This window comes from Rhodopseudomonas sp. AAP120 (assembly GCF_001295845.1).
Classification (GTDB): Bacteria; Pseudomonadota; Alphaproteobacteria; order Rhizobiales; family Xanthobacteraceae; genus Rhodopseudomonas.
Genome location: NZ_LJIC01000046.1, coordinates 1 through 22,383 on the forward strand (window position 1 = coordinate 1; position 22,383 = coordinate 22,383).

20 protein-coding genes are annotated in these 22,383 nt (G+C 67.2%); 11 read left to right on the forward strand and 9 right to left on the reverse strand.

Annotated features, from left to right (window positions below):
* Positions 1-184 precede the first annotated feature (184 nt).
* From IP86_RS08215 to IP86_RS08230, 4 genes are all read left to right on the forward strand, one after another.
* Entirely contained in the window at positions 185-2,515 is a 2,331-nt protein-coding gene (locus IP86_RS08215; RefSeq protein WP_054162032.1) for a xanthine dehydrogenase family protein molybdopterin-binding subunit, read from the forward strand.
* A gap of 228 nt (positions 2,516-2,743) precedes the next feature.
* Complete coding sequence (locus IP86_RS08220; protein ID WP_054162033.1) at positions 2,744-3,358, forward strand: LemA family protein; 615 nt, start codon at positions 2,744-2,746, stop codon at positions 3,356-3,358.
* Positions 3,359-3,374: 16 nt separating this feature from the next.
* A complete protein-coding gene (locus tag IP86_RS08225) occupies positions 3,375-4,289 on the forward strand; it encodes a TPM domain-containing protein (protein WP_054162034.1) in 915 nt (304 codons plus the stop codon).
* Between the two features lie 14 nt (positions 4,290-4,303).
* A complete protein-coding gene (locus IP86_RS08230) occupies positions 4,304-4,801 on the forward strand; it encodes a TPM domain-containing protein (protein ID WP_054162095.1) in 498 nt (165 codons plus the stop codon).
* 18 nt (positions 4,802-4,819) lie between these two features.
* Here IP86_RS08230 and IP86_RS08235 read toward each other — a convergent pair whose 3' ends face one another.
* Positions 4,820-5,098, reverse strand: a complete 279-nt coding sequence (locus IP86_RS08235; protein ID WP_349509524.1) for a DUF2798 domain-containing protein — start codon at positions 5,096-5,098, stop codon at positions 4,820-4,822.
* An 85-nt stretch (positions 5,099-5,183) separates the two neighbouring features.
* On the opposite strand from IP86_RS08235, the gene IP86_RS08240 reads away from it, so the two are divergent.
* Both IP86_RS08240 and IP86_RS08245 read left to right on the forward strand, forming a co-directional pair.
* Positions 5,184-5,624: an RrF2 family transcriptional regulator gene (locus IP86_RS08240; protein ID WP_054162036.1), complete on the forward strand. Its 441-nt coding sequence runs from the start codon at positions 5,184-5,186 to the stop codon at positions 5,622-5,624.
* A 10-nt stretch (positions 5,625-5,634) separates the two neighbouring features.
* Positions 5,635-6,525 (forward strand): NAD(P)/FAD-dependent oxidoreductase, encoded by an 891-nt coding sequence (locus IP86_RS08245; protein ID WP_054162037.1) that lies wholly within the window; start codon positions 5,635-5,637, stop codon positions 6,523-6,525.
* Positions 6,526-6,574: 49 nt separating this feature from the next.
* On the opposite strand, the gene IP86_RS08250 is transcribed toward IP86_RS08245, so the two are convergent.
* Entirely contained in the window at positions 6,575-7,186 is a 612-nt protein-coding gene (locus tag IP86_RS08250) for a glutathione S-transferase family protein (protein ID WP_054162038.1), read from the reverse strand.
* 217 nt (positions 7,187-7,403) lie between these two features.
* Here IP86_RS08250 and IP86_RS08255 point away from each other — a divergent pair, with 217 nt between their 5' ends.
* The 3 genes from IP86_RS08255 to IP86_RS28595 are packed head-to-tail and all read left to right on the forward strand — an operon-like array spanning position 7,404 to position 10,189.
* Positions 7,404-8,372, forward strand: coding sequence for a hypothetical protein (locus IP86_RS08255; RefSeq protein WP_054162039.1), 969 nt, complete (start codon positions 7,404-7,406; stop codon positions 8,370-8,372).
* A 15-nt stretch (positions 8,373-8,387) separates the two neighbouring features.
* A complete protein-coding gene (locus tag IP86_RS08260; protein WP_245290568.1) occupies positions 8,388-10,001 on the forward strand; it encodes a hypothetical protein in 1,614 nt (537 codons plus the stop codon).
* A gap of 32 nt (positions 10,002-10,033) precedes the next feature.
* Positions 10,034-10,189 carry a hypothetical protein gene (locus IP86_RS28595; RefSeq protein WP_156332439.1) on the forward strand — a complete coding sequence of 52 codons (156 nt, stop codon included), beginning with the start codon at positions 10,034-10,036 and terminating at the stop codon, positions 10,187-10,189.
* A 226-nt stretch (positions 10,190-10,415) separates the two neighbouring features.
* On the opposite strand, the gene IP86_RS08265 is transcribed toward IP86_RS28595, so the two are convergent.
* Positions 10,416-11,372: an alpha/beta fold hydrolase gene (locus IP86_RS08265; protein WP_054162041.1), complete on the reverse strand. Its 957-nt coding sequence runs from the start codon at positions 11,370-11,372 to the stop codon at positions 10,416-10,418.
* A 77-nt stretch (positions 11,373-11,449) separates the two neighbouring features.
* On the opposite strand from IP86_RS08265, the gene IP86_RS08270 reads away from it, so the two are divergent.
* Complete coding sequence (locus IP86_RS08270) at positions 11,450-12,067, forward strand: TetR/AcrR family transcriptional regulator (RefSeq protein WP_054162042.1); 618 nt, start codon at positions 11,450-11,452, stop codon at positions 12,065-12,067.
* Position 12,068: 1 nt separating this feature from the next.
* Here IP86_RS08270 and IP86_RS08275 read toward each other — a convergent pair whose 3' ends face one another.
* Complete coding sequence (locus IP86_RS08275; protein ID WP_054162043.1) at positions 12,069-13,274, reverse strand: CaiB/BaiF CoA transferase family protein; 1,206 nt, start codon at positions 13,272-13,274, stop codon at positions 12,069-12,071.
* 135 nt (positions 13,275-13,409) lie between these two features.
* Entirely contained in the window at positions 13,410-16,415 is a 3,006-nt protein-coding gene (putA, locus tag IP86_RS08280) for a bifunctional proline dehydrogenase/L-glutamate gamma-semialdehyde dehydrogenase PutA (RefSeq protein WP_054162044.1), read from the reverse strand.
* A 190-nt stretch (positions 16,416-16,605) separates the two neighbouring features.
* Here putA and IP86_RS08285 point away from each other — a divergent pair, with 190 nt between their 5' ends.
* Entirely contained in the window at positions 16,606-17,205 is a 600-nt protein-coding gene (locus IP86_RS08285) for a hypothetical protein (RefSeq protein WP_502583637.1), read from the forward strand.
* 88 nt (positions 17,206-17,293) lie between these two features.
* Here the strand turns inward: IP86_RS08285 and IP86_RS08290 are convergent, their stop codons facing one another.
* The 4 genes from IP86_RS08290 to IP86_RS08305 form a co-directional block, all read right to left on the reverse strand.
* Positions 17,294-17,533: a hypothetical protein gene (locus IP86_RS08290; protein WP_054162046.1), complete on the reverse strand. Its 240-nt coding sequence runs from the start codon at positions 17,531-17,533 to the stop codon at positions 17,294-17,296.
* A gap of 238 nt (positions 17,534-17,771) precedes the next feature.
* The gene (locus IP86_RS08295; protein WP_054162047.1) at positions 17,772-19,550 is read right to left on the reverse strand and encodes an adenylate/guanylate cyclase domain-containing protein; all 1,779 of its coding nucleotides are present in this window, start codon (positions 19,548-19,550) and stop codon (positions 17,772-17,774) included.
* Positions 19,551-19,653: 103 nt separating this feature from the next.
* The gene (locus tag IP86_RS08300) at positions 19,654-20,727 is read right to left on the reverse strand and encodes a YcjF family protein (protein WP_054162048.1); all 1,074 of its coding nucleotides are present in this window, start codon (positions 20,725-20,727) and stop codon (positions 19,654-19,656) included.
* A complete protein-coding gene (locus IP86_RS08305; RefSeq protein WP_054162049.1) occupies positions 20,724-22,193 on the reverse strand; it encodes a YcjX family GTP-binding protein in 1,470 nt (489 codons plus the stop codon). The genes IP86_RS08300 and IP86_RS08305 overlap by 4 nt, the downstream gene beginning before the upstream one ends.
* Between the last annotated feature and the right edge of the window lie 190 nt (positions 22,194-22,383).

Sequence of the window (22,383 nt, forward strand, 5' to 3'; positions counted from 1 at the left end):
CACCCCCGACCCCTCCCCGCAAGGGGGAGGGGAGGTTGGGCGCTTTGCTCGGAATGGCACGTCGCCCCGAGCACGGCCGGCTCCGTCGCCCCGCTCTTGCGGGGAGAGGTTCAGACCCCCCTCTTGGCGTACCGCTGCGATCTCCGCTAAAACCCTGGTCAAGCAAGCAACAAAAGGAAGCGGTATGAACATTCTTCCCGGCTCCATGCGGTTCGGCGCGGGCAAGCCCGTCAAGCGTCTCGAGGATCAACGTTTGGTCACCGGGCACGGCGGCTATCTCGACGACAAGCCCGCCGACGGCGCGATGTGGCTGGTGATCATGCGGTCGCCGCATGCTCATGCCGAAATCGTCTCGATCGATGCCGAGGCCGCGAAGGCGATGCCGGGCGTCGAAGCTGTGCTCACCGGCGCCGACCTCATTGCCGACGATATCGGCACCATTCCGACCCTGCCGATCTTCAAGCGCCCGGACGGCTCGCCGATGGCGCTGCCGCCGCGCCGGCTGCTGGCGCACGAGAAGGTCCGCTTCGTCGGCGAGCCCGTGGCGGCCGTGATCGCGACGTCGCGCGACGCCGCGCAGGCGGCGATCGAAGCCATCGTGGTCGACTATAAAGAGCTGCCGGCGGTGACTGATCCGACCGCGGCGATTCAGCCCGGCGCGCCGGTGGTGTACGAGACCGCGCCGGACAACATCGTCGCGGCGATGAGCTATGGCGATGCCGCCAAGGTCGACGAGGCGTTCGCCAAGGCCGCCCACACCGTGTCGCTCGACATCGTCAGCCAGCGGCTGATCCCGTCGGCGATGGAGCCGCGCGCCACCATTGCGGAAATCGAAAAGAAGACCGGCCGGCTGATCCTGCATGTGCAGTCGCAGACCCCGGCGCAGACCCGCGACGCGCTCGCCGACGCCATCCTCAAGCGGCCGAAGGAGTCGATCCAGGTGCTGGTCGGCGATATCGGCGGCGGCTTCGGCCAGAAGACCGGCGTCTATCCCGAAGACGCGCTGGTCGCTTATGCGGCGGTCAAGCTCGGCAAGAAGATCCGCTGGCGCGGCGACCGCACCGACGAATTCGTCGGCGGCACCCATGGCCGCGACCTGACCTCGACGGCCTCGATCGCGCTCGACGCCAAGGGCAAGGTGCTGGCCTATCGCGTCACCTCGATCGGCGGCACCGGTGCGTATCTGGCCGGCGCTGGCGTGATTATCCCGCTGGTGCTTGGGCCGTTCGTGCAGACCGGGGTTTACGATCTGCCGCTGGTGCATTTCGACATCAAGGCGGTGATGACTCACACCGCGCCGGTCGGCGCCTATCGGGGCGCCGGGCGCCCGGAAGCCGTGTACATCATCGAGCGACTGATGGACGCTGCCGCGCGGCAGCTCAAGATCGATCCGCGCGCAATCCGCAAGGCCAACTACATCAAGCCGTCGCAGCTGCCCTACACCAACGCGGTCGGCCAAGTGTACGATTCCGGCGCCTTCGCCCACATGATGGAGCGCGCCGCCGAACTGTCCGACTGGGATGGCTTCAAGGCGCGCAAGAAGGAAGCGCAGAAGAAGGGCCTGCTCTACGGCCGCGGCGTCACCAGCTACATCGAGTGGACCGGCGGTCGCGCCCACACCGAGAACGTCAAGCTGCACGCCACCGCGGAAGGCCGTATCGTGCTGCATTCGGCCACCCAGGCGATGGGGCAGGGGCTGGAGACGACCTACTCGCAGATGATCGCCGAGGCGCTCGACATCCCGATCGAGAAGATCGACGTCGTGCAGGGCAACACCGATCTGGCGCAAGGCTTCGGCAGCGTCGGCTCGCGTTCGCTGTTCGTCGGCGGCACCGCGGTCGCGGTGTCGACCGTCGACATGATCGCCAAGGCGCGCGAGAAGGCCGCCAACATCCTCGAAGCCTCGATCGAGGATATCGAGTATTCAGGCGGTACGCTGACCATCGCCGGCACCGATCGCAAGATCAGCCTGTTCGAGATCGCCGCCAAGGAGAAGGGCGCCCGGCTTAGCGTCGATACCACCGGCGAGGTCGACGGTCCGTCCTGGCCGAACGGCGCGCATATCTGCGAGATCGAGGTCGATCCGGAAACCGGCGTGTCGCGCGTGGTGCGCTACACCACGGTCGACGACGTCGGCAACGCGGTCAATCCGATGCTGGTCGCCGGCCAGATCCACGGCGGCGTCGCCCAGGGCGTCGGTCAGGCGCTGTACGAAAACGCTGCCTACAACGACGACGGCCAGCTGCTGACCGCGAGCTATCAGGACTACTGCATCCCACGCGCCGACAATCTGCCGCCGATCAACGTTACGCTCGATCCGTCGGCGCCGTGCCGCACCAATCCGCTCGGCGCCAAGGGCTGCGGCGAATCCGGCGCGATCGGCGGTCCGCCCTGCATCGTGAGCGGCGTGCTCGACGCGCTTGCCCCGCTCGGCGTCACCGCGCTCAACACCCCGCTGACGCCCGAAAAGGTCTGGCGGGCGATTCAGGACGCCAAGGCGGCGCAGGCGGCCTGATCCGGCACCGCCACAACCCTATGCGATGCCCGCGCTGGTCGCGGGCATCGACGTTTCCGAGCCTCGCGTCATCCACGACGGGGAGGCCGGATTAACCTGGCAATGACGGTATTCGGAACCGAGCAGTGTTTGGCTCGAACCGTTTAGAACCTAATCCGTTCAAGAGCCGACAAATCTATCGCACACTGCATGCTATGCTGCGCACCTGTTCGCGCGGGAGAGGATTCGATGCGGAAGTTCCTGACGGTGCTGGCGGCGCTCGCCACGCTCAGCCTGACCAATTGCGGTTACAACACCATCCAGAGCGAAGACCAGGAGGTGAAGTCGACCTGGTCGGAGGTGGTGAACCAGTATCAGCGCCGCGCCGATCTGGTTCCCAATCTGGTCAACTCGGTGAAGGGCTTCGCCCAGCAGGAGAAGGACGTGCTGATCGGCGTCACCAACGCTCGCGCCAAAGTCGGCAGCGTGCAGGCGACGCCGGAAGTGCTGAACGATCCTGCCGCCTTCCAGAAGTTCCAGCAGGCGCAGGGCGAGCTCTCCAGCGCGTTGTCACGCTTGTTGGTCGTCACCGAAAATTATCCGCAGCTCAAGTCTGACGAACTGTTCAAGAACCTGATGGCGCAGCTCGAAGGCACCGAGAACCGCATCACGGTGGCGCGCAACCGCTACATCAAGGCGGTGCAGGCCTATAACGTCACGGTGCGGTCGGTGCCGACCAATTTCACCGCGATGATGTTCGGCTACAAAGAAAAGCCGAACTTCACCGTGGAGAACGAGAAAGAGATCTCGACCGCGCCCAAGGTCGACTTCAACGCGGCGCCGACACCAGCGCCGGCCAAGTAAGCGCGGAAGGGCGGCGATGAGCGCCGTGCGGACATCTGTGGTCGCGCTGCTGCTGTGCTTCGTCATGGCGGCGGCCGCGCCGTTCGCGCGCGCCGACGTCGCGGTGCCGCCGCTCAGCGGCCGCGTGGTCGATCAGACGGGCACGCTCAGCTACGACGCTGTCGCAACGCTGACCCAGAAGCTGAAGGCGTTCGAAGACCGCAAGGGCAGCCAGATCGCCGTGCTGATCGTGCCGACCACGCAGCCGGAGGCGATCGAGCAGTATTCGATCCGCGTCGCCGAGGCCTGGAAGATCGGCCGCAAGAAGGTCGACGACGGCGCCATCCTGCTGATCGCCAAGAACGACCGGAAGCTGCGGATCGAGGTCGGCTACGGCCTCGAAGGCGCGCTGCCGGACGTTACCGCCAAGCGCATCATCGACGAGATCATCACGCCCAAATTCAAGAGCGGCGATTTCGCGGGCGGGATCGAAGCCGGCGTCGACCGGATGATGAGCGTGATCGACGGTGAGCCGCTGCCGGCGCCGGAGCCGCAGCACGAATGGGCGGCGCCGGACTCGTTTGATCAGATCTCCGGCTGGGCAATCCCGCTGCTGTTCGGCACGCTGGTGATTAACGGATTCCTGCAGGCCGCACTCGGCCGTGCTCTCGCATCCGGCGTCACCGGCGTCGTGGTCGGCGGCGTCGCATTGGTATTTGGCCTCGCCTGGTATCTTGCGCTGGTCGCCGGCTTTGCCGCGTTCCTGTTCGCATTGTTCATCGATCTGTTCGGCGGGCCCACGATGACGTCCGGACGCCGCGGCGGCGGCTTCTCCGGCGGCACATGGTCGGGTGGCAGCGGCGGCTCGTCGTGGTCGGGCGGGTCGAGCAGCGGCGGTTTCAGCGGCGGCGGTGGCAGCTTCGGAGGCGGCGGCGCCTCCGGCAGCTGGTGAGCGGGGAGGCGAAGATGGGCATCCGGCGCATCGGCAAGCATCTCTTCACCAGCCGCGGTAAGGTCGCGCGGGCGTTTCCGCCGAGCTCGCTCGACGCCATCGAACGCGCCATCAAGGCCAGCGAGGCGCAACACGCCGGCCAGATCCGCTTCGTAGTCGAAGGCGCGCTCGACAACGCGCCGCTGTTCCGCGACCAGCCGGCCCGCGAGCGCGCGCTCGACATCTTCTCGCAATTGCGCATCTGGGATACCGAGCACAATAACGGCGTGCTGATCTATGTGCTGCTCGCCGACCGCGACGTCGAAATCATCGCCGACCGCGGCATTCACGTCCGCGTCGGCGACGGCACCTGGGAAAACATCTGCCGCGAAATGGAGAGCGCCTTCCGCGAAGGCCGCTTCGAAGCCGGCGTGCTCCGCGGCATCGACCTGATCACCGCGCATCTGGCGACGCATTTTCCCAAAGACGGCTCCGGGACCAATGAGCTCCCTGACGCCCCCGTAGTGGTGTGACGACCGCGCCAAGCGCCGTCAGTCTTCCGTCGTCAGCACCAGGGTCAGGCGCCGCAGCAGCGGCGCGGCGAAGATCACAACGGGAAGCATCACCATCCAGGACGCGCCCCAGGCGCCGATCCAATGCTCCAGGAATGTGTGGTCGCTCATGAATGGTACGCTGGCGATCATGGAGGCGATCGACGTGGTGATCCCCGATTGCAGAACCGCGTAGATGAAATGACTGTACCTGCGTGGAATGCCGAGCATGTGTGAACTCGCCTGCAATCGCATCTCGTCGGTTGAGTAGCGCAGCACACGAAGCAAACGACATGCCATGGGCTGTGCGCACTATCTGAAAGGACGCTTGCGCGCTCGGCTAAATCGTAATAAACGAAGTTACATGAAGCGAGACAGCCGCCTGTCGTCCGTGCTCCACGCTCTGCTGCATATGGCCGAGCAGAAGGAACTGATGACCTCCGAACAACTGGCAATCTGCATGTGCACCAATCCTGTCGTGGTGCGGCGGACGATGGGGTTGCTCCGCGACGCCGGGCTGGTGACGTCGGCGCGCGGGCCATCCGGCGGCTGGATGATTGCTGCCGATCTCGAAAAGGTCACCTTGCGCGATCTGCACGAGGCACTCGGCGAACCCGCGATTTTCGCGATCGGCAATCGCAATGAGAGTCCGGGCTGTCTGGTCGAACAGGCGGTCAATGCCGCGCTCGACGGCGCCTTTGCCGACGCCGAGGCGCTGCTACTCGATCGGTTCGCCAAGGTGACGCTGGCCAAACTGTCGGCGGACTTCAATCGGCGTCACGCGGCGCACCGCGCCCGCAGCTAAAGGAAACGACATGCAGTACGACGTCATCGTGATCGGCGGCAGCTACGCCGGGATGGCCGCCGCTCTTCAGCTACTCCGCGCCCGCCGCCGTGTGCTGGTGATCGACGCCGGTCAGCGCCGTAATCGTTTCGCCGATCATTCACACGGTTTTCTCGGGCAGGACGGCGCCGACCCGGCGGAGATCGCCGCGACCGCGCGGCGTCAGCTCGATGCGTACCCGACGCTGACCTGGATCGATGGCCGCGCCGAAACGGCGACCGGACAAAAGGACGACTTCATCGTGAGCATGCAGGACGGCGCGCAGCATCGCGGGCGCCGGCTGCTGTTCGCCACCGGCGTGTCGGATACGCTGCCGGCGATCGATGGCCTGCAGGACCGCTGGGGAGTCAGCGTGTTCCTTTGTCCTTACTGCCACGGTTACGAACTCGATCGCGGCCGCATCGCGGTGATCGCCACAGGCCCGATGTCGCTGCATCAGGCGCAGTTGCTGCCGGAGTGGGGCGAGGTGACGCTGTTCACCAACGAAGCGGTCACGCTCGACGATGCGGCCCGCGCCGATCTCGAAGCCCGCGGCGTTGCGATCGAACCGACGCCGATCGCACGAATCGCGGGTGAGGCCGACGTCGTGCTGAGCGACGGCCGACGACTGCGCTTCGCCGGCATCTTCACCGCTTCGCGCAATGCTCCAGCCACGCCTGTCGCGCAGTCGCTGGGCTGCGCGTTGAGCGAGACGCCTTTCGGGACGCAGATCCAGACCGACGAGGCCAAGCAGACCAGCGTGCCCGGCGCTTTCGCCTGCGGCGATGCGGCGCGGGTGCCGCATTCGCTGTCGCTGGCGGTCGCCGATGGAGCATGGGCCGGCGCCAGCCTGCATCGATCGTTGGTGTGGCCCGACGCCTGAGCTGATCGACGCGGCTCTCATCGAGGCGCCGCGTCGACACGAGTGATCGTCAGGCCTTTGCCGAGGGCCGTGCCGCGATGCGCTTATGCCAATCGGCCAGCACGGTGTTACTCGGGTCGAGCGGCTGGCCGACCTGGTTGCCGAACTCGATCCAGCCGAACAGCATGAGATCGGCGAGGGTGAAGCGCGAGCCGCAGACGAACTCCTTGCCCTGCATCTGCGTGTTCATCCATTGCAGCCTGTCGGCCGCGATCTTCTTCAGGCCGGGAGCCGCTTCCGGAATGCACATCACGCGGTCCTTGAACATCTTCAGCCCCTCGCTGAAGCGAAAGCCGTTGGCCAGCGGCTCGCAGATCGTCAGGTCGATCCGCCGCGTCCACATCCGGCATTCGGCGCGCTCCTTCGGGCTCGCGCCGATCAGCGGCGGCGTCGGATGGATCTCTTCGAGATATTCGCAGATCGCGGTGATCTCCGACAAAAAGCTGCCATCGTCGAGTTCCAGAGTTGGAGTCTGCCCGTGCGGATTGCGCGCCAGATGCTCGGGCTTGCGGTTCTCGCCGGAGCGGAGGTCGATGGTCTGGATCGGGATCGTCAGACCCTTCTCGGCGATGAACATCCGCACCAGGCGCGGATTGGGTCCGATCGAATCGTACAGCTTCATGGTCATCTCCCCGGTCTCGGCGACTTCGTGCGCCGTGCTCGGTCACTGTCCTAGCGCGGGACGCCGTGCGGCGCAAAGCCGCGCGACGGCGACCCGCGCGCGCCACACTGCGTGCCGAGATTTGTGATTCCTGAAATTTCGGTAAGCACCGAGGGAAGTAACGATTTCGCAAGTAATCAAAGTTACCGAATGGTCAAGCGGACGAGGAGGATTTGACGTGGACGAGCATCGCAAAGAGCCCATCAGCGAAGACCAGGCTGGCGCCGGCGTTGCGTCGTCCGGATCGGGTGCGATCGACGGCAATGACAGCGGTGCGGTGAGCGCCGGTGGCGCCGAGTCGTCTGCCGAGCCGGTCGAGGAGCCGGCTGCCTCCAATCAGGTCGAGCGCCGCAAGGATAACGCGGCGGCCGGCAAGGATGCGGACCGTCTCGGCAAGGTCACCATCATGGCGCCGTCCCGCCACGAGAACTGGTACCGGAACTGGGACGACGAGATCGAGGTCGAGGCGCCTGACGAGCCCGCGGGTGCGGGCCGTCCGCACAACAAGCGCCAGCTCGCGCTCGTCGCGGTGGCGGTGATCCTCGCGGCGATCGCCGGCGCAGCCGGTGGCGCGCTGACCAATGCGGGCTTCGTGCATCTCGGCGGCGGCAGCGATGCGGCCGCGCAGGCGCAGTCGCAGGCCCGCGCGCTCGACACGCAGGTCGCCAAGCTGCAGGCCGAAGTCGCGGCGCTCAAGGACAGCGTCGACCAGGCGGCCAAGACCACCAGCGCGCAGATCGGCAAGGCCACCGACCGCCTCGAGAAGATCGAGAAGGCCCAAGCCGAGCCGGCGCAGAAGATCGCCAGGCTGACCGAGACAGTGGAGAAGCTGCGGATCGCTCAGGCCGAGAAGCCGGCTCCGGCTCCGGCGCCCGCTCAGGTCGCCTCGGCGGCGCAGGATATCACCGGCTCGGTCTCGCCGAAGCCTGTAGCCGCGAAGCCGAACGACGTCGGCCGGCTGCCGACCGTCGAGGGCTGGGTGTTGCGCGACGTCTATGACGGAGCCGCCGTGGTGGTCGGTCGGTCGGGCACCTTCGAGGTTTATGCCGGCGACCCGCTGCCGGGCCTCGGCCGGGTCGATGCGATCCGCCGCCAGGACGGACGCTGGGTGGTTGTGACGAGCCGCGGCCTGATCGTCGCGCGCTGATCATCACGAATGCTTTTGAGCGGCGCGGCGTGTGCAGACACGCTGCGCCGTTTTGCTTTAGGCTCCCTCCGCTACGCTGCATCTGGCCGCGGAGCGGCTCGGGAGCATGGCCGCGTGCGACGCCTGCTTGGTCTGATCGTGCTGATCGGAAGTCTCGTCCCGCTCGTCGCGGGCGCGGCCGAGGAGCCGCCGCGCGCGCTGGCGGTCACCGATCCGGCGGCTCTGCGTGAGCTCGATCTGCGCGAACATCGCGGCGAAGCCTCGGCGCATCCCGGCTTCGGCCTGCAGCTGTTGCTTGATCCGCAGTCGGAAGCCAATCCCTCCACTGCCTTCGGCAACGACCGGCTGTTTGCGTTACCCCTTCTGCGCGGGCTTCGCGCTGCGCTCGCTGATGAACTACAGCGTTCTGCCAAATCGCATCCTGCTCCGCAGTGGACGTTGTTCGATCTCGACAAACTGGAAGCGTCGACGACGCGTTTTGCCTTGGCGGGCATCGTCAACCGGATGGACCGCGGCTATGTGGCAGCCGACGGCTGCGGCGAGGTTCGGTTGATCTATCGACCGGTGCACGACACTGGCGCCGGCACGCAGCGGCTGCCGATGACGTTGAACCTGGTGCTGCGCGCGCGCGGCGCGGACGACGCGATGAGCTGCCGCGACGTCGCAACGCGCTGGCTTGCCGCAGAAGCATGGCCGGAAGTGGGCGCCGATCGCGCAAGGCGATTGATCGCGTCGGGCGGTCCGCTCGCGCCGCTGGGTCCTGCCGCCATCGACCGGCTCGAGATCAATCTGCAGATCGCGACCATGCAGGATACCGCCACCGGCGAGTTTCGGGCGGACTATCTGCTCGACGTGTTTCGCTTCGACCCCGCGACCGGCCGCTACGAAGCCGGACCGATGGAAAATCAGATCGACCGCGACCGCCTGCTCGCCGATCACGATCTGGGGCAGGCGTTCAAGCGCTGGCTGCTGCAGCCGGACAACCTCGCCGCATTCGATCGCGGCACGCTGATCATTCCCGATGCCTATCTGGCGCGGAGCGCCATCGCCGTGACGCCGGCCGCATTCTCTCATGCACCGCAGCGGCCCGCCGCGGGGCTGGCCGGGCCGGCGACAGCCGATCCCCTGATCGGCGATGCGGACATCGTCGCGGCTTTGCAACGCGCGGCAGATCGCGGCCTCGTCCTGCAAACGATCCGTTCACCGGCCGGCTTCGAGCGACGGCTCAACGACATCACCTGTTCGGGTTGCCACCAGACGCTCGGCATTGGTGGCTTTCATTTTCCCGGGGTGGATTGGACGGCCGAGCCCGCGCGCCGCTCCGCCGCAGCCGGTTCACCGCATTTCATCGCCGACCAGGATCGTCGCCGCGCCATCGCGGTGGCGGTGAAAGACGGACGCGTGCCCGACTACGCGCGCGGCTTCACCGATCGGCCGGAGCTGAGCGGTGCATCGTTCGCAGGCCACAAGCGAGGTGAGGGATGGGGGGCCGCCTGCGGTCTGCCGGCTGCGGGCGGTCGCATCGATCCGAGCTTCCGGAACTGGACCTGCGCCGAGGGGTTGACCTGCCAGCCGGTGCGCGGCGCGACGGCGTTTCCGATCGGCATGTGCTTCGTCGCACCGCGCTGACCCGCAGCATGCGTCGATCGAGGAGGCGGCCGGTGAGTGATCCAGAAACCAAACAGATCGATCGCGAAATGGCCGACAACGAGAGCGCGCGGCAGGCCGCGAGCTCGGTCCGGGTGTCGAGCTTTGCGATCGCGATCACCATCGGTATCGCTCTCGCCGTGTTCGGCTGGGTGTTCTTGCGTCGTTAGTTGACGGCTGCCAGCTAGAGCACCTCTGCTTTAGAGCTGAAGATTCGGAACGCCTGCCACATAGACAACCTCATGGTGAGGAGGCGCGTAGCGCCGTCTCGAACCATGGGCCGCAGGGGTTGCATTGTCCCATCCTTCGAGACGCCCGGCTCCGCCGGGGCTCCTCAGGATGAGGACTCAGTGCGTTCGGAAAGGTCGGATTGTTTCGATCAAACGATGAACCGCTCTAGCCCTTGTTGGCGGCGGTCACGAAGTCGGCCAGCTCGCGGCCGTAGCGTGCGGGCTCTTCGAAGAATGGGCTGTGGCCGCTGGCGTCGAACACGGACAGTCGGCTGTTTTGATGCAGCGCCTTGATCCGTTCCGACATCGCCAGACGAACCAGACGGTCGTGCTGTCCGTGCGTCAGGAGAATCGGCCCGGCGAATTGCTTGAACATGGGTTCCAAATCCGAAGTCTCGGTCTTGATGAAGCCCTCGTTCACCGCACGGGCCGTCATGCCGTTGATCACCAGCATGCGGCGCATCTCGTCGGCAGCCGGCTGTTGATGGAAGCATGCGGCCAGAAAGTCGGCCGTCGCCCCGGTGCGCTCGGCGAGATCGTGCGAGGTCGTGGTTCGCGTGAATGCGCCGGCTTCATCAGTCAAAAGCTCCGCCGAAAGCTTGGTCACGGCGTCGACCAGATTGATACCAGCCAGCGACTTGCCGCCATAGCGGCGCAAATACGCACCCACGACGTACCCGCCGAGCGACCAGCCGACGAGTACCGGCCTGCGTAGCTTGGCGCGAGCGATGACAGCGGCGACATCGTCGGCCCAGCGGTCGGCATCCGCATAGGCCTCGGGCGCGACCGGCTTGTCTGAATCGCCATGGCCGCGCAGATCGAAGCTGACCAGGCGGAAACTGGCCAGAGCCGGGTCGGCGAATTGCTTGTCCCAGCTCAGCCGGCTCTGTCGCAGGCCGTGGATGAACAGGATTTCCGGCGCTTGTGGATCGCCCCGCATCACCCCGGTCAGCTTCGTGCCGTCCGCGGAGCTCACCGTCAGGGCTTCCAGCGAGTTGGAGCCGGCAATAACCGGCAGGGGTTGCGAACCCGCATCCGTCGATGTGGCGGCGTTGGAACGCCCCATCGCCATGGCGGCAATTCCGGCTGCACCGGCAAGGAAACGGCGTCTGGATGACTGCATCGAACATCTCCACGTTGTTTATCGATCAATAAACAACGCGCTTGACGATCCGAGTCAAGGGTTGTTTAGTGTTCGCTATGAAAGTAACAGGCAGGTCGCGCGGCGGCAGACCGTGGAGCTTCGATCGGACGACGGCGGTCGAAACCGCGATGCGGCTGTTTTGGCGGCACGGCTATGAAGGGGTGTCGCTTGGCGATCTGACACGCGCAATCGGCGTCGCCCCGCCCAGCCTGTATGCTGCGTTCGGCAGCAAAGCGGAACTGTATCAAGCAGCGCTCGACCATTACGAGAAGACGATCGGCGCGCTCAAGCCGGCGACGCTGGAAGGCGCGATGTCGATGGCGGACGCAGTGCGGCGATTGTTGGAAGCCGCCTTGGCTGCTGTGGTCGATCCGGAGCGCGAGCGAGGCTGCATGATCTCCAGCGGCATGGTGGCCTGTCATCCCGACCATGCCGCGCTGGCGCGCGACGCCGCGGAACGTCGGGCCGCGCTACGCCGTCGATTGGTCGGCGCCCTGAGGCCGTTTGCCAATGCTGAGGAGGTCGAACGGCTGTCCCGCCACCTCGCAGCGGTGATGCAGGGACTCTCGATTCAGGCGCGAGACGGCGCGAGCCGTGCCGAACTCCAGGATATCGTCGACGACGTCGTCGCAGGAGTGGCGGCGCGCTTTCCGAAGAAGCGCCGGCCCGGCTGAACTATCCGACCGCTCCCGACGCGCGCAGCGCCTTGATCGCGGCGTCGTCGTAGCCGGCGCCGCGCAGCACTTCGTCGCTGTGCTCGCCGACGGCCGGCGGCAACCGCGGCCGCGTCTTGGTGCTACCCTCGATCCAGATCGGGCTGTTGATGGTCATGATGGTGTTGTTTTCGAACGGCACCAGGACCTCGTTCTCGATCATCTGCTGATCGCCCGGAATGTCGTCCAGGATGCCGACGACGCCGAACACCAGGCCGTTGCCGTCGAGCGCCTTGCGCCAGTCGGCGAGATCGCGCGTGGCGAAGATCTCGTCGAAGATCGCGATCAGTTCGATCGAGCGGGCGTGACGATCGGGCTTGGTGGCGAAACGTGGATCATTGGTGAGATCCTCTCGGCCGAGGCAGCGCGTCAAGGTCGGCCACTGCTTCTCTTCGTTGAGCAGCGACAGGATCAGCCAGCGGCCGTCGCGGCAGCGATAGTGATTGGCCACCGCGTTGAGCGCGCGCTCGCGCGGCCGCCGCTCCTGAAATTCGGCGCCGACCAGCTTGGCCTGCGCCAGCACGCTCGACGACCAGACGCCGTTGGCCATCAGGTTGGACTTGACCTCGCTGCCTTTGCCGCTGCGCTCGCGCTTGTACAGCGCGGTGACGATCGCGCCGTACAGCGCCATCGCGCAGGGATGATCGCCCATGCCGGCGACCGAGCGCGCCGGCGTCGACTCCTCGTCGGCGCGGACCAGGTCCATCATGCCGGATCGCGCCCACCAGGCGTTGCTGTCGAAGCCCGGCTTGTCGGCTTCCGCGCCGCGCTCGCCGTAGCCGGTGAAGCTGGCGTAGATCAGCCGCTCGTTCAGCGGCGCCAGATCCGTGTAGGTGATGCCGAGCCGGGCACGGACGGGGGGCGGGAAATTGGTGATGAACACATCCGCCTCGGCCACCAGCCTGCGCAGCACCTCTTTGCCCTCGGGCTTGGCGAGGTCGAGCGCGAGGCTGCGCTTGTTGCGCGATTCCATCATCCACGCGTAGTTGTGTTCGCTGCGCGGATAGCCGGGCAGGTTCGGCAGGTTGCGATACGGATCGCCGGCACCGGGCGGCTCGATCTTGATGACGTCGGCGCCGAAGTCGGACAGCACCGTGGCGGCCGCCGGGGCTGCGATGAAGCTGGCACAATCGAGCACCTTGAGACCCTTGAAGATGCCGTCGTCCATCGCGAACTGCTCCCTTGGCGTTTATTGTTTTCATCGGCCGGAATATCTGCTGCATGTCTCGGCCGTCGGGGCATATGACCCGCGTTCGCTGACCGATGCAATATTCGAAGCCGCATGACGCCCTGCACGCGGCGATCAGGCCCCGCCGGCGAGCAACGCCGCGTTGCCGCCGGCGGCGGCGGTGTTGATCGAGACCGTCTGTTCCAGCGCGAAGCGCGGCAGATAATGCGGCCCTCCGGCCTTCGGGCCGGTGCCCGACAGGCCGGAACCGCCGAACGGCTGCACGCCGACAACCGCGCCGATGATGTTGCGGTTGATGTAGACATTGCCCACCGGCAGCCGTGCGACCACGCGGGCGACGGTGTCGTCGATACGTGATTGCACGCCGAGCGTCAGCGCGTAGCCGCTCGCAGCGATGTGGTCGAGCACGTCGCCGAATTCCGAAGCCCGGTAACGGACCACATGCAGGACCGGGCCGAATACTTCCTCGGTCAGGTCGGCGGCGCTGCGGAGTTCGAAGACGTACGGCGCCACGTAGTTGCCGCCGCCGGGCGCTTCACCGGCGAAATGCAGCCGCGCCTCGCGCCGCATCCGGGCGATATGCGCGTCGAGCCTGGCCTTCGCCTCGGCGTCGATCACCGGGCCGATCTGTGTCGCGGGATCGCGGGGATCGCCGAGCTGCAGTTCGCGCGCACTGCCGGCGATCAGCGCGATCATTCTGTCGGCGACGTCGTCCTGCACGAACAGCAGCCGCAGCGCCGAGCAGCGCTGGCCGGCGGAGCGGAACGCCGAGGCGACGACATCGTCCGCGACCTGCTCGGGCAGCGCTGTGGCGTCGACGATCATCGTGTTGATGCCGCCGGTCTCGGCGATCAGCGGCACGATCGCTCCGTCCTTGGCGGCGAGCGCGCGATTGATCGCGCGCGCCACCTCGGTCGATCCGGTGAACACTACACCAGCGATGCCGGGATGAGCGATCAGCGCGGCGCCGCTCGCGCCATCGCCTTGTACGAGCTGCAAGGCCTCGCGTGGCACGCCCGCTTCATAAAGCAGCTTCACGGCGGCTTCGGCGATCACCGGCGTCTGCTCCGCCGGCTTGGCCACCACGGCATTGCCGGCCATCAGAGCTGCGGTGATCTGGCCGAGAAAGATCGCCAGCGGGAAATTCCACGGGCTGATCGCGACGACTACGCCGCGGCCACGCAGCCGCAGCGTGTTGCTCTCGCCGGTCGGTCCGGGGAGCGCAACACCGTCGCCGAACAGGCGCCGTCCCTCGGCCGCGTAGTAGCGGCAGTAATCGATCGCTTCGCGGACTTCCGCGACGCAGTCGTCCAGCGTCTTGTGGCCTTCGTCCTGCAGCAGGGCGATGAAGCTGGCGCGCCGCCGCTCCAGCAGATCGGCGGCGCGCTCGAGGGCGGCCGCTCTGGCTTCGGCCGGCGTGCGGGTCCAGCTTTCGAAGCCGTCACGAGCCACGGCGATCGCCGCCATGGCCTGTTCCGGCGTGGCCGGCGGCAACACCTGCAGCGGCCGCCGCGCCGCCTCGATGTCGTCGAGCAGCGCCTGCAGTGCCGCGCGGTCGCCGAACTCGACGCCGCGCGAGTTCAGCCGTTGCGGTCCATACAACTCGCCGGGGCGCGGAGCCTGATCGCTACGCGCCTGGACAGGCGTGCCGATGATCGCTTCCGGGCGTCGCAACAGCTCGGCGAGATCGACGCGATCGTCGCCGGCTTGCGCCACGAAGGAGGAGTTGGCGCCGTTCTCCAGTAGCCGTCGCACCAGATAAGCGAGCAGGTCGCGATGGCCGCCGACCGGCGCATAGATCCGGCAGGCGAGCGTGGGATGATCGGCCAGCAGCCGCGCGTACAGCGCGTCGCCCATGCCATGCAGCCGCTGGAACTCGTAGTCGCAGGTCTCGCCGGCCAGTTCGAGGACGGTGGCGACCGTCAGCGCATTGTGGCTGGCGAATTGCGGAAAGATCCGTGGCCGCAGCGCCAGCAGCTTCTGCGCGCAATGCACGTAGTTGAGGTCGGTCATCGCCTTGCGGGTGAACACCGGATAGTCGTCGAGGCCGCGCTCCTGCGCGCGCTTGATCTCGGTGTCCCAATAGGCGCCCTTGACCAGCCGCAGCATCAGCCGGCGGTCGAACCTCTGCGCCATCTCGGCGACGTGATCGATCACCGCCGCCGCGCGCTTCTGATACGCCTGCACCGCGAGGCCGTAGCCGTCCCAGCCTTGCAGCGACGGATCGGCCAGACAGGCGGCGAACACCTGCAGCGACAGTTCGAGCCGGTCCGCCTCTTCGGCGTCGATCGTGAAAGCGAGATCGTAGCGCTTCGCCTCGCGTGCCAGCTCGATCAGTCGCGGTGGGAGTTCGCGCAACACCCGGTCGCGGCTTACCGCCTCGAAGCGTGGGTGCAGCGCCGAGAGCTTTACCGAGATGCCCGGCCGTGCGGGCAGCGGCGCATTGCCGGCCGCGCGCCCGATCGCCGCGATGGCGTGGGCGTAGGAGCAGGCGTAGCGGTCTGCGTTGTCGCGGGTACGCGCCCCTTCGCCGAGCATGTCGTAGGAATAGCGCACGCTGTCGCTTTGTTGCGCGTGGGCGCGGCCGAGCGCGGCCTCGATCGTCTCGCCGAGCACGAAGTGATTGCCGATCAGCCGCATGGCCTGCCGCGTCGCCGCCCGCACGGCCGGCGCGCCGATCCGCTTTGCGAGGCCGGCGAGCGTGCCCTGCGGCGTCTCGTCGGCCCGCACGACGCGGGCCGAGAGGCCGAGCGCCCAGGCCGACGCATTGACGAGCAGCGTGTCCGACTGCGTGCGGTGATGCGCGAAATCGCCTTGGCCGAGCTTGTCCTCGATGAAGGCGTCGGCGGTGGCGCTGTCCGGGATGCGCAGCAGCGCCTCGGCCAGCACCATCAGCGCCAGGCCTTCCTTGCTCGAGAGCGCGTATTCGCGCAGCATCGCTTCGACGCTGCCGAGCCGGTCGCCGGCGCGGATCGACCCGATCAGCGTTGTCGCCGTCGCATCGATCCGTGCCTCGCTCGCCGTCTCGCGCGGAACCGTCCGCAGCAGCCCGCTGGCGATGGCCTCGTCGTCGGCAGCGTAGGGCGCCGTGAAGGCGGGGATCGGCAGATCAGGCGACATGGCGGTCCTCGAGCGAGCCGCGGGTGTGTGCGGCCCGCATCAGCCTGTGCAGCAAATCAGGCGACGTCTCACTCCCATATTGGCACCGGCAGCCCGTCACGCTAGCGTCCGGGCGGTTTTTGACAGGGCTGAGAACGGTATGCGGGCAGGAAAACGGGGCTTCAACGCGAGACGTGGCGTCGTCGCGGTCATGGCGTTGGTGATCGCCATCGGCGAGATGCTGGCGCCGGCGAGCGCCGGTCAGCTCAGCCCGCAGGTGGCGCAGCTCTACAGCTCGGTCTCGATCTTCCCGCCGACGGCTTCGACCATGACGGTGTGCTACGGCTTCGTCTGCCGCCGCCGTCACGAACTCGCCTTCGGCGCCGGCGACCGAGCGGCGCTGACGCGGATCATGGCGGCGGGCAAAGGCTCTGCCGCCGCGGAACGCAAGGCGGTGCAGGCCGCGGTGGTCTGGCTCGATCGCAGGCTCGGTCCGGTGCTCGGCACCGACAAGCGGATCGCCCGTGCCGACTTCCGTTACTTCGACGACAAGCATAATTTCGATTGCTGGGACACCACCCGCAACACCACCAGCCTGCTGCTGATGATGCAGGAGTGGGGGCTGCTCAAGTATCACAGCGTCGGCGATCCGAAATATCGCGGCAACGTGCTGGTGCTGCAGACCCCGCACAACACCGCGGTGCTGGTCGAGCGCGCCACCGGCGCCGAATGGGTCGTCGACATGTGGACCCGCGCCTATGCGCAATCGCCGGAAGTGATGCCGGTCGACCAGTGGGTCAAGCTCGACTGATGAGCAGGACGACCGCAGCGGATAAGGTGGTAGTCCCGACCGCGCCGGTGATCGGGACTACCGCACCTGCAGCCGCGACGGGAATTGCTCAGTCGCAGATATTGAAGGTGCGCCAGCGCCAGCCGTAAGGCGTGGCGACGCGGCGGGTCACGTAGCAGCTGCCGCCGTCATAGCCGACGAAGCCGATGCCGAAGGCGGGGCCGTGCCAGTAATGATGGTGGTGCGGATGCCACCCCCATCCGCCGCCGGCCGAGGCGGCGGTTGGTGCCAGGGCGGCGACGCCGAGCGAAGCGGCAGCGATCAGTCCGAGTGCGAGCTTGCGAAACATGGTCGTACTCCTCATCAAGCGCACGAGGCGCGGTTGTTAGTTCACTCGAATCCGGCATATCGGATCCTGCCCATCGCACCTTCGTCGTGTTGAGAATCGAGCGGGTTCACGCCGACCAAAGGTTTTCCGCGCCCCGGCGCCGGTGATTCCGTACCACGCTCGAGGCGCGGCGTGAGGGCACCTCACAGGGGCGCCGGACAAGGACGGGAGGGGCCGCCGCTGTGATAGTCGTGGCGTGCTACGCCAGCATCGCTTCGCTGCGGTCCAGCGCGGTCGCCAGATCGCGCGACTGCGCGATCGGGCAGACCAGCATCGGCTCGGCGCGGCCGCGGATGTCGACCTGCTGGGTCGGCAGCGCGTCGGCGGCGAGGCCGGCGGTGGCGCGGAGTTCGTCGCTGAGCAGTGTCTCGCAGCCGAGCGCCTTGGTCATATCCTGCAGCCGCGCGGCGACGTTGACGGAGTCGCCGAGCGCGGTGAACACCATATGGTCGCGATAGCCGATCTCGCCGAGGATCACCACGCCGCTGTGGATGCCGATGCCGAACCGGATCGGCGCACCGAGATCGTGACCGATCAGTCCATTGAGTTCGTCGACCGACGCGGCGATCGCGGCTGCGGCCCGGATCGCGTTGCGGCAGGCCTCGCGCGGCGTTTCGTTCATGCCGAACAGCGCCAGCACGCCGTCGCCGACGAACTGATTGGGCTGGCCGCCGCAGGCGATCACCGCGCGCGACACCGCGCCGAGGAAGCGGTTGACGATGAACACGGTGTCGAACGGCAGCCGCGTCTCGGCGAGCTGCGTCGAGCCGCGCAGATCGACGAACATGCTGACCAGATAGCGCTCGTCGCCGATGCGCGACGCCCGTGCCGCCTGCCGCGCCGCCGCGACATTGCGCGGCGGAAACACCGGCAGGAAGGTGAGATCGTGGGTCGGCCGCAGCTGGCAGGCGAGCCGGATGGTCGGATCGTCGGCGGCGCCCACGCTGCCGAGCACGAAGGCCTCGCGGCTCGTCGGCGGTGGCAGTTCGTCGACGCCGCCGATCACGCGGATGCGGCAGGTCGAGCAGCGGGCGCGGCCGCCGCAGATGCTGGCGTGGGGAATGTTGTGGCGCAGGCTGGCTTCCAGCACGCTCATGCCCTTCGGCACACGGACGATGCGGTCGCCCCCATAGGTCAGCCGGATCATGCCGCCGCGGCGCTCCATCAATCCGCGGATCGCGCGCGCCACCAGCGCCAGCGCGATCAGTCCGAGATAGCCGAAGACGAACGCATCGCCGATCCGGTCGAGCGTCTTCTGCTGCTGCAGTGTGCCCATCTGCTTGATCGACAGGTTGGCGTCCTGCCAGGCCGGATCGGCGGCGACGCGGATGACGTCGCGGCCGCCTTCGTAGAAGCCGAGCAGCGCCAGCGTCGGGATCAGCACCGCGAGCACCAGCAGGCCCGGCATCGCCTTGCGGAACGCAGGCTTGATCCGCAGCCACAGACCGAGGCCGATGCAGCCGTGGATCCACGCCACCAGCATCACCGTGACCATCAGCCAGATCCGGTAGGTCGGCCACGCCACCCAATAGGCGTACAGCACCTGCGGATACAGCTTGTCGATGCCGTACAGCACGTTGCTGAGACGCAGGCCGATGACATGGGTGTAGATCAGCAGCGGCACGCTGAGTCCGAGCACGAGCTGCAGCGGCTCGATCGTGCGCCAGCGAAACTGGCGGCGCTGATACAGCGCCCACAGGCCGAGCGCCGCATGGACCGTTACCGAGCCGTAGAACAGGATCGCGACCGGCAGGAACTGCCAGATTTCGAGATGCCACAGCACCCCGGCCTCTAGCGCCTCCGGCGAGATGTTGCCGAGCGCGTGGTTGAGGAAATGGCTGAGCAAGTACGTGAACATCACCAGCCCGGTGAACATCCGGATCTGGCGCAGGCCGATGCGGCGCATCCAGCCGGGCAGGCGGAACCGCCGGCCGTCCGTTGTCCGTCGGGTGTCGCGCTGGTCGGGCGGGCGGTGCATCAGCCGCTTGTCGAAGGATTTCCGCCGCCGGTCAACACGCCGCGGGTCACGCTTCGGCGCGCACCGTCTTTTTCTGCGCCCGCAATGTCCAGCAAGTGGGCGGCTACTCTTCCTTCTCCCGCTTCTTCAGCAGGTCCTTGACCAGATCGCCGAGCACCGGGCGGGGCAGGGCATTGAAGGGGAGGGGCCGGGTCAGGTCGATGGCGGCGAGGCCGAGGCGGGCGGTCAGCATGCCGTTGACGACGCCTTCGCCCAGTTTGGACGACAGGCGAGACGCGAGGCCGTGGCCGAGCACGGACTGCATGACGCTGTCGCCGAGCGCGATGCCGCCGGTGATGGCGAGATGCGACACCGTCTGGCGCATCAGCTTCATCATGCCGAGCGCGCCGGGCCGGCCGCCATACAGCCGGGCGAGCTGGCCGATCAGCCGGGTCGCGGCGATCGCCACGAACAGCACGTCAATCAGCGCCTTCGGGCTGATCGCGGTGACCACCGAGACGCGCTGCGCCGCCTTGGAGATCAGCGCCCGCGCCTCGATGTCGAGCGTCGTCATCAGCTCGCGCTCGGCCAGCCGGATCAGGTCGGCGCCGTCGATGATGTCGTCGAGATGCTTGGCGAGCGTGGCGCGGCCATGCGCGAGCTGCGGATTGGGATTCTCGAACTTCAGCAGCTCGCGGACGATCGCCTGCGCTTCGGCGCGGTTGTCGGTCTCGATCACCCGGGCGGCGCGGGCGTGCAGTTGCTCGATCCGCGACAGCCGGATCAGGCCGAACGCCTCGCGGCCGACGATGATCGCCAATGAACCGCCGGCCAGCGTCGCGAGGATCGCCCCGACGGTGCCGAGCGTGGTGCTCTGCGCAAACAGGTCTTCGACCAGCTTGCTGACCCACAGCCAGAACGCCAGCGACAGCAGGCCGGTGGCCGCGGTCCAGAACAGCGTGCCCCAGCTGAAGCCCTTCTTCGGGTTGATGATGCTGCGCGGTGCCTTGGGCGCCACGATCGGCGTTTCCTTCTCGTGCGCGAGCTGAACCCGGGCGCGCGGCGGCGGCGCGGAGGGCGCCGACTCCGGCGCGGTGGGGCGGGCGCTCGGGCCCGCCTCGTCCGAGTCGATCAGCACGACGCTGGGGTCGGTCAGCTTGAAGGTCGCCGGCCGGCGCGGAGGGACCCGCTCGGTCATTGCAGTTTGTCTCCGATCAGGAACTGGAGCGTGCGGTCGAGGCGGATGTGAGGCAGCGCCGGGCCCTCGGGATCATGCGTGGCGAGCCGCGGCGGCCGGAAGCGCAGGAAGCGGAAGTCGGCGTCCTGATGCGGACCGGCGGCGAGGCCGCGGAAGGTGTCCTCGCCCTTGAACAGGCCCTGCAGATTAGTCGGCAGATCGCCCGGGAAGGTGGCGACCTCGGTCTCGCCGTCGAACACCTCGCCCTCGGCCATCTCGCCCTGGATCGGGGTGCCGACGATCGACGGCAGGCGGTCGCGGCCGCGTTGCACCTGCGCCTCGCGGGTGGCGCGCACCGCGGCCAGCGCCACGACATCGACGGTGGCACCGGCAAACTCGGCGCGCTGCATCGCGCGCTCGACCAGCTTGCGCAGGATCGCCTCGAGCCGGTCGTGGCTGGAGTGGTGCAGATGGTCGGCCTTGGTGGCGGCGAACAGGATCTTGTCGATCCGCGGCCTGAACATCGTCGACAGCAGCGACGAGCGGCCGACCCGGAAACAGTCGAGGATGCCGGCCAGCGCCGCTTCGAGATCCTGCAGCGCCTCGGGACCGGCGTTGAAGGCGCTCAGCGCGTCCGCCAGCACGATCTGGCGGTCGAGCCGGGCAAAGTGATCACGGAAGAACGGCCGCACCACCACGTCCTTGTAGGATTCGTAGCGTCGCCGCATCATCGCCCATAGCGAGCGTTCCGGCGGCGTGCCATCCACCGGCACGTCGAGCGGCGCAAAGGTCAGCGCCGGCGAACCGGCGAGATTGCCGGGCATCAGGAAGCGGCCGGGCGGCAGCAGGCTCATGGCGAACTGCTCGTTGCGGCAGGCGCGCAGATAGCTGGTGAACAGCCGCGCGGCGGTCAACGTCTCCTGCTCGTTCTCGCGGCCGTTCGGATCGAGCGTCGCCAGATGCGCGTGCCACTCCCGCGCCACCCGTGCCCGCGGGTCCTGCCGCGACAGCGCGAGACTCTCGGAGGCCCATTTCTCGTAGCTCTTGTTCAGCAGCGGCAGGTCGAGCAGCCATTCGCCCGGATAGTCGACGATGTCCAGCGTCAGCGTCCGCTCGGCGCCGCTCTTGCGCTGATAGTCGATCACCAGCCGCAGTTCGCTGATATCGACCGTCGAGGTCGGCCATTGCCGCTGCTCGATCAGCGTGGCCAGAAAGGTCTCGTACGCGAAGCGCGGCACCGCGTCGTCGGGTTGCGGCGCCAGCCGCGCGGTGGCGATCCGGCCGGTCGACATCGATTCGAAGATCGGAAACCGGCCGCCGCGGCACAGCCCGTGCACCAGCGCGGTGATGAACACCGTCTTGCCGGCGCGTGACAGACCGGTCACGCCGAGCCGGACCGTCGGGTTGAAGATGGTCTCGCTGTAGTCTTTCAGCGCCCGCGCCGACAGCCACGCTTCCTCGACCAGATCTGAAAAACTGAAGGCCATGCGCGCGATATTCAATCAGGAGATGGATGGCGGAGGACGTTAGCCGGAAAACGCGCAATGCGACAATCCGACCTGCGGGGGGCCTTGGCTTTGCCGCCTTTCCGACGGATAGAATTCGCTGGCAATTGCGGGCGGCGGGCCTGTATCGCGCCGCCCTTCGTCGCCATGTAGGTGTCAGATCAACGAAAGA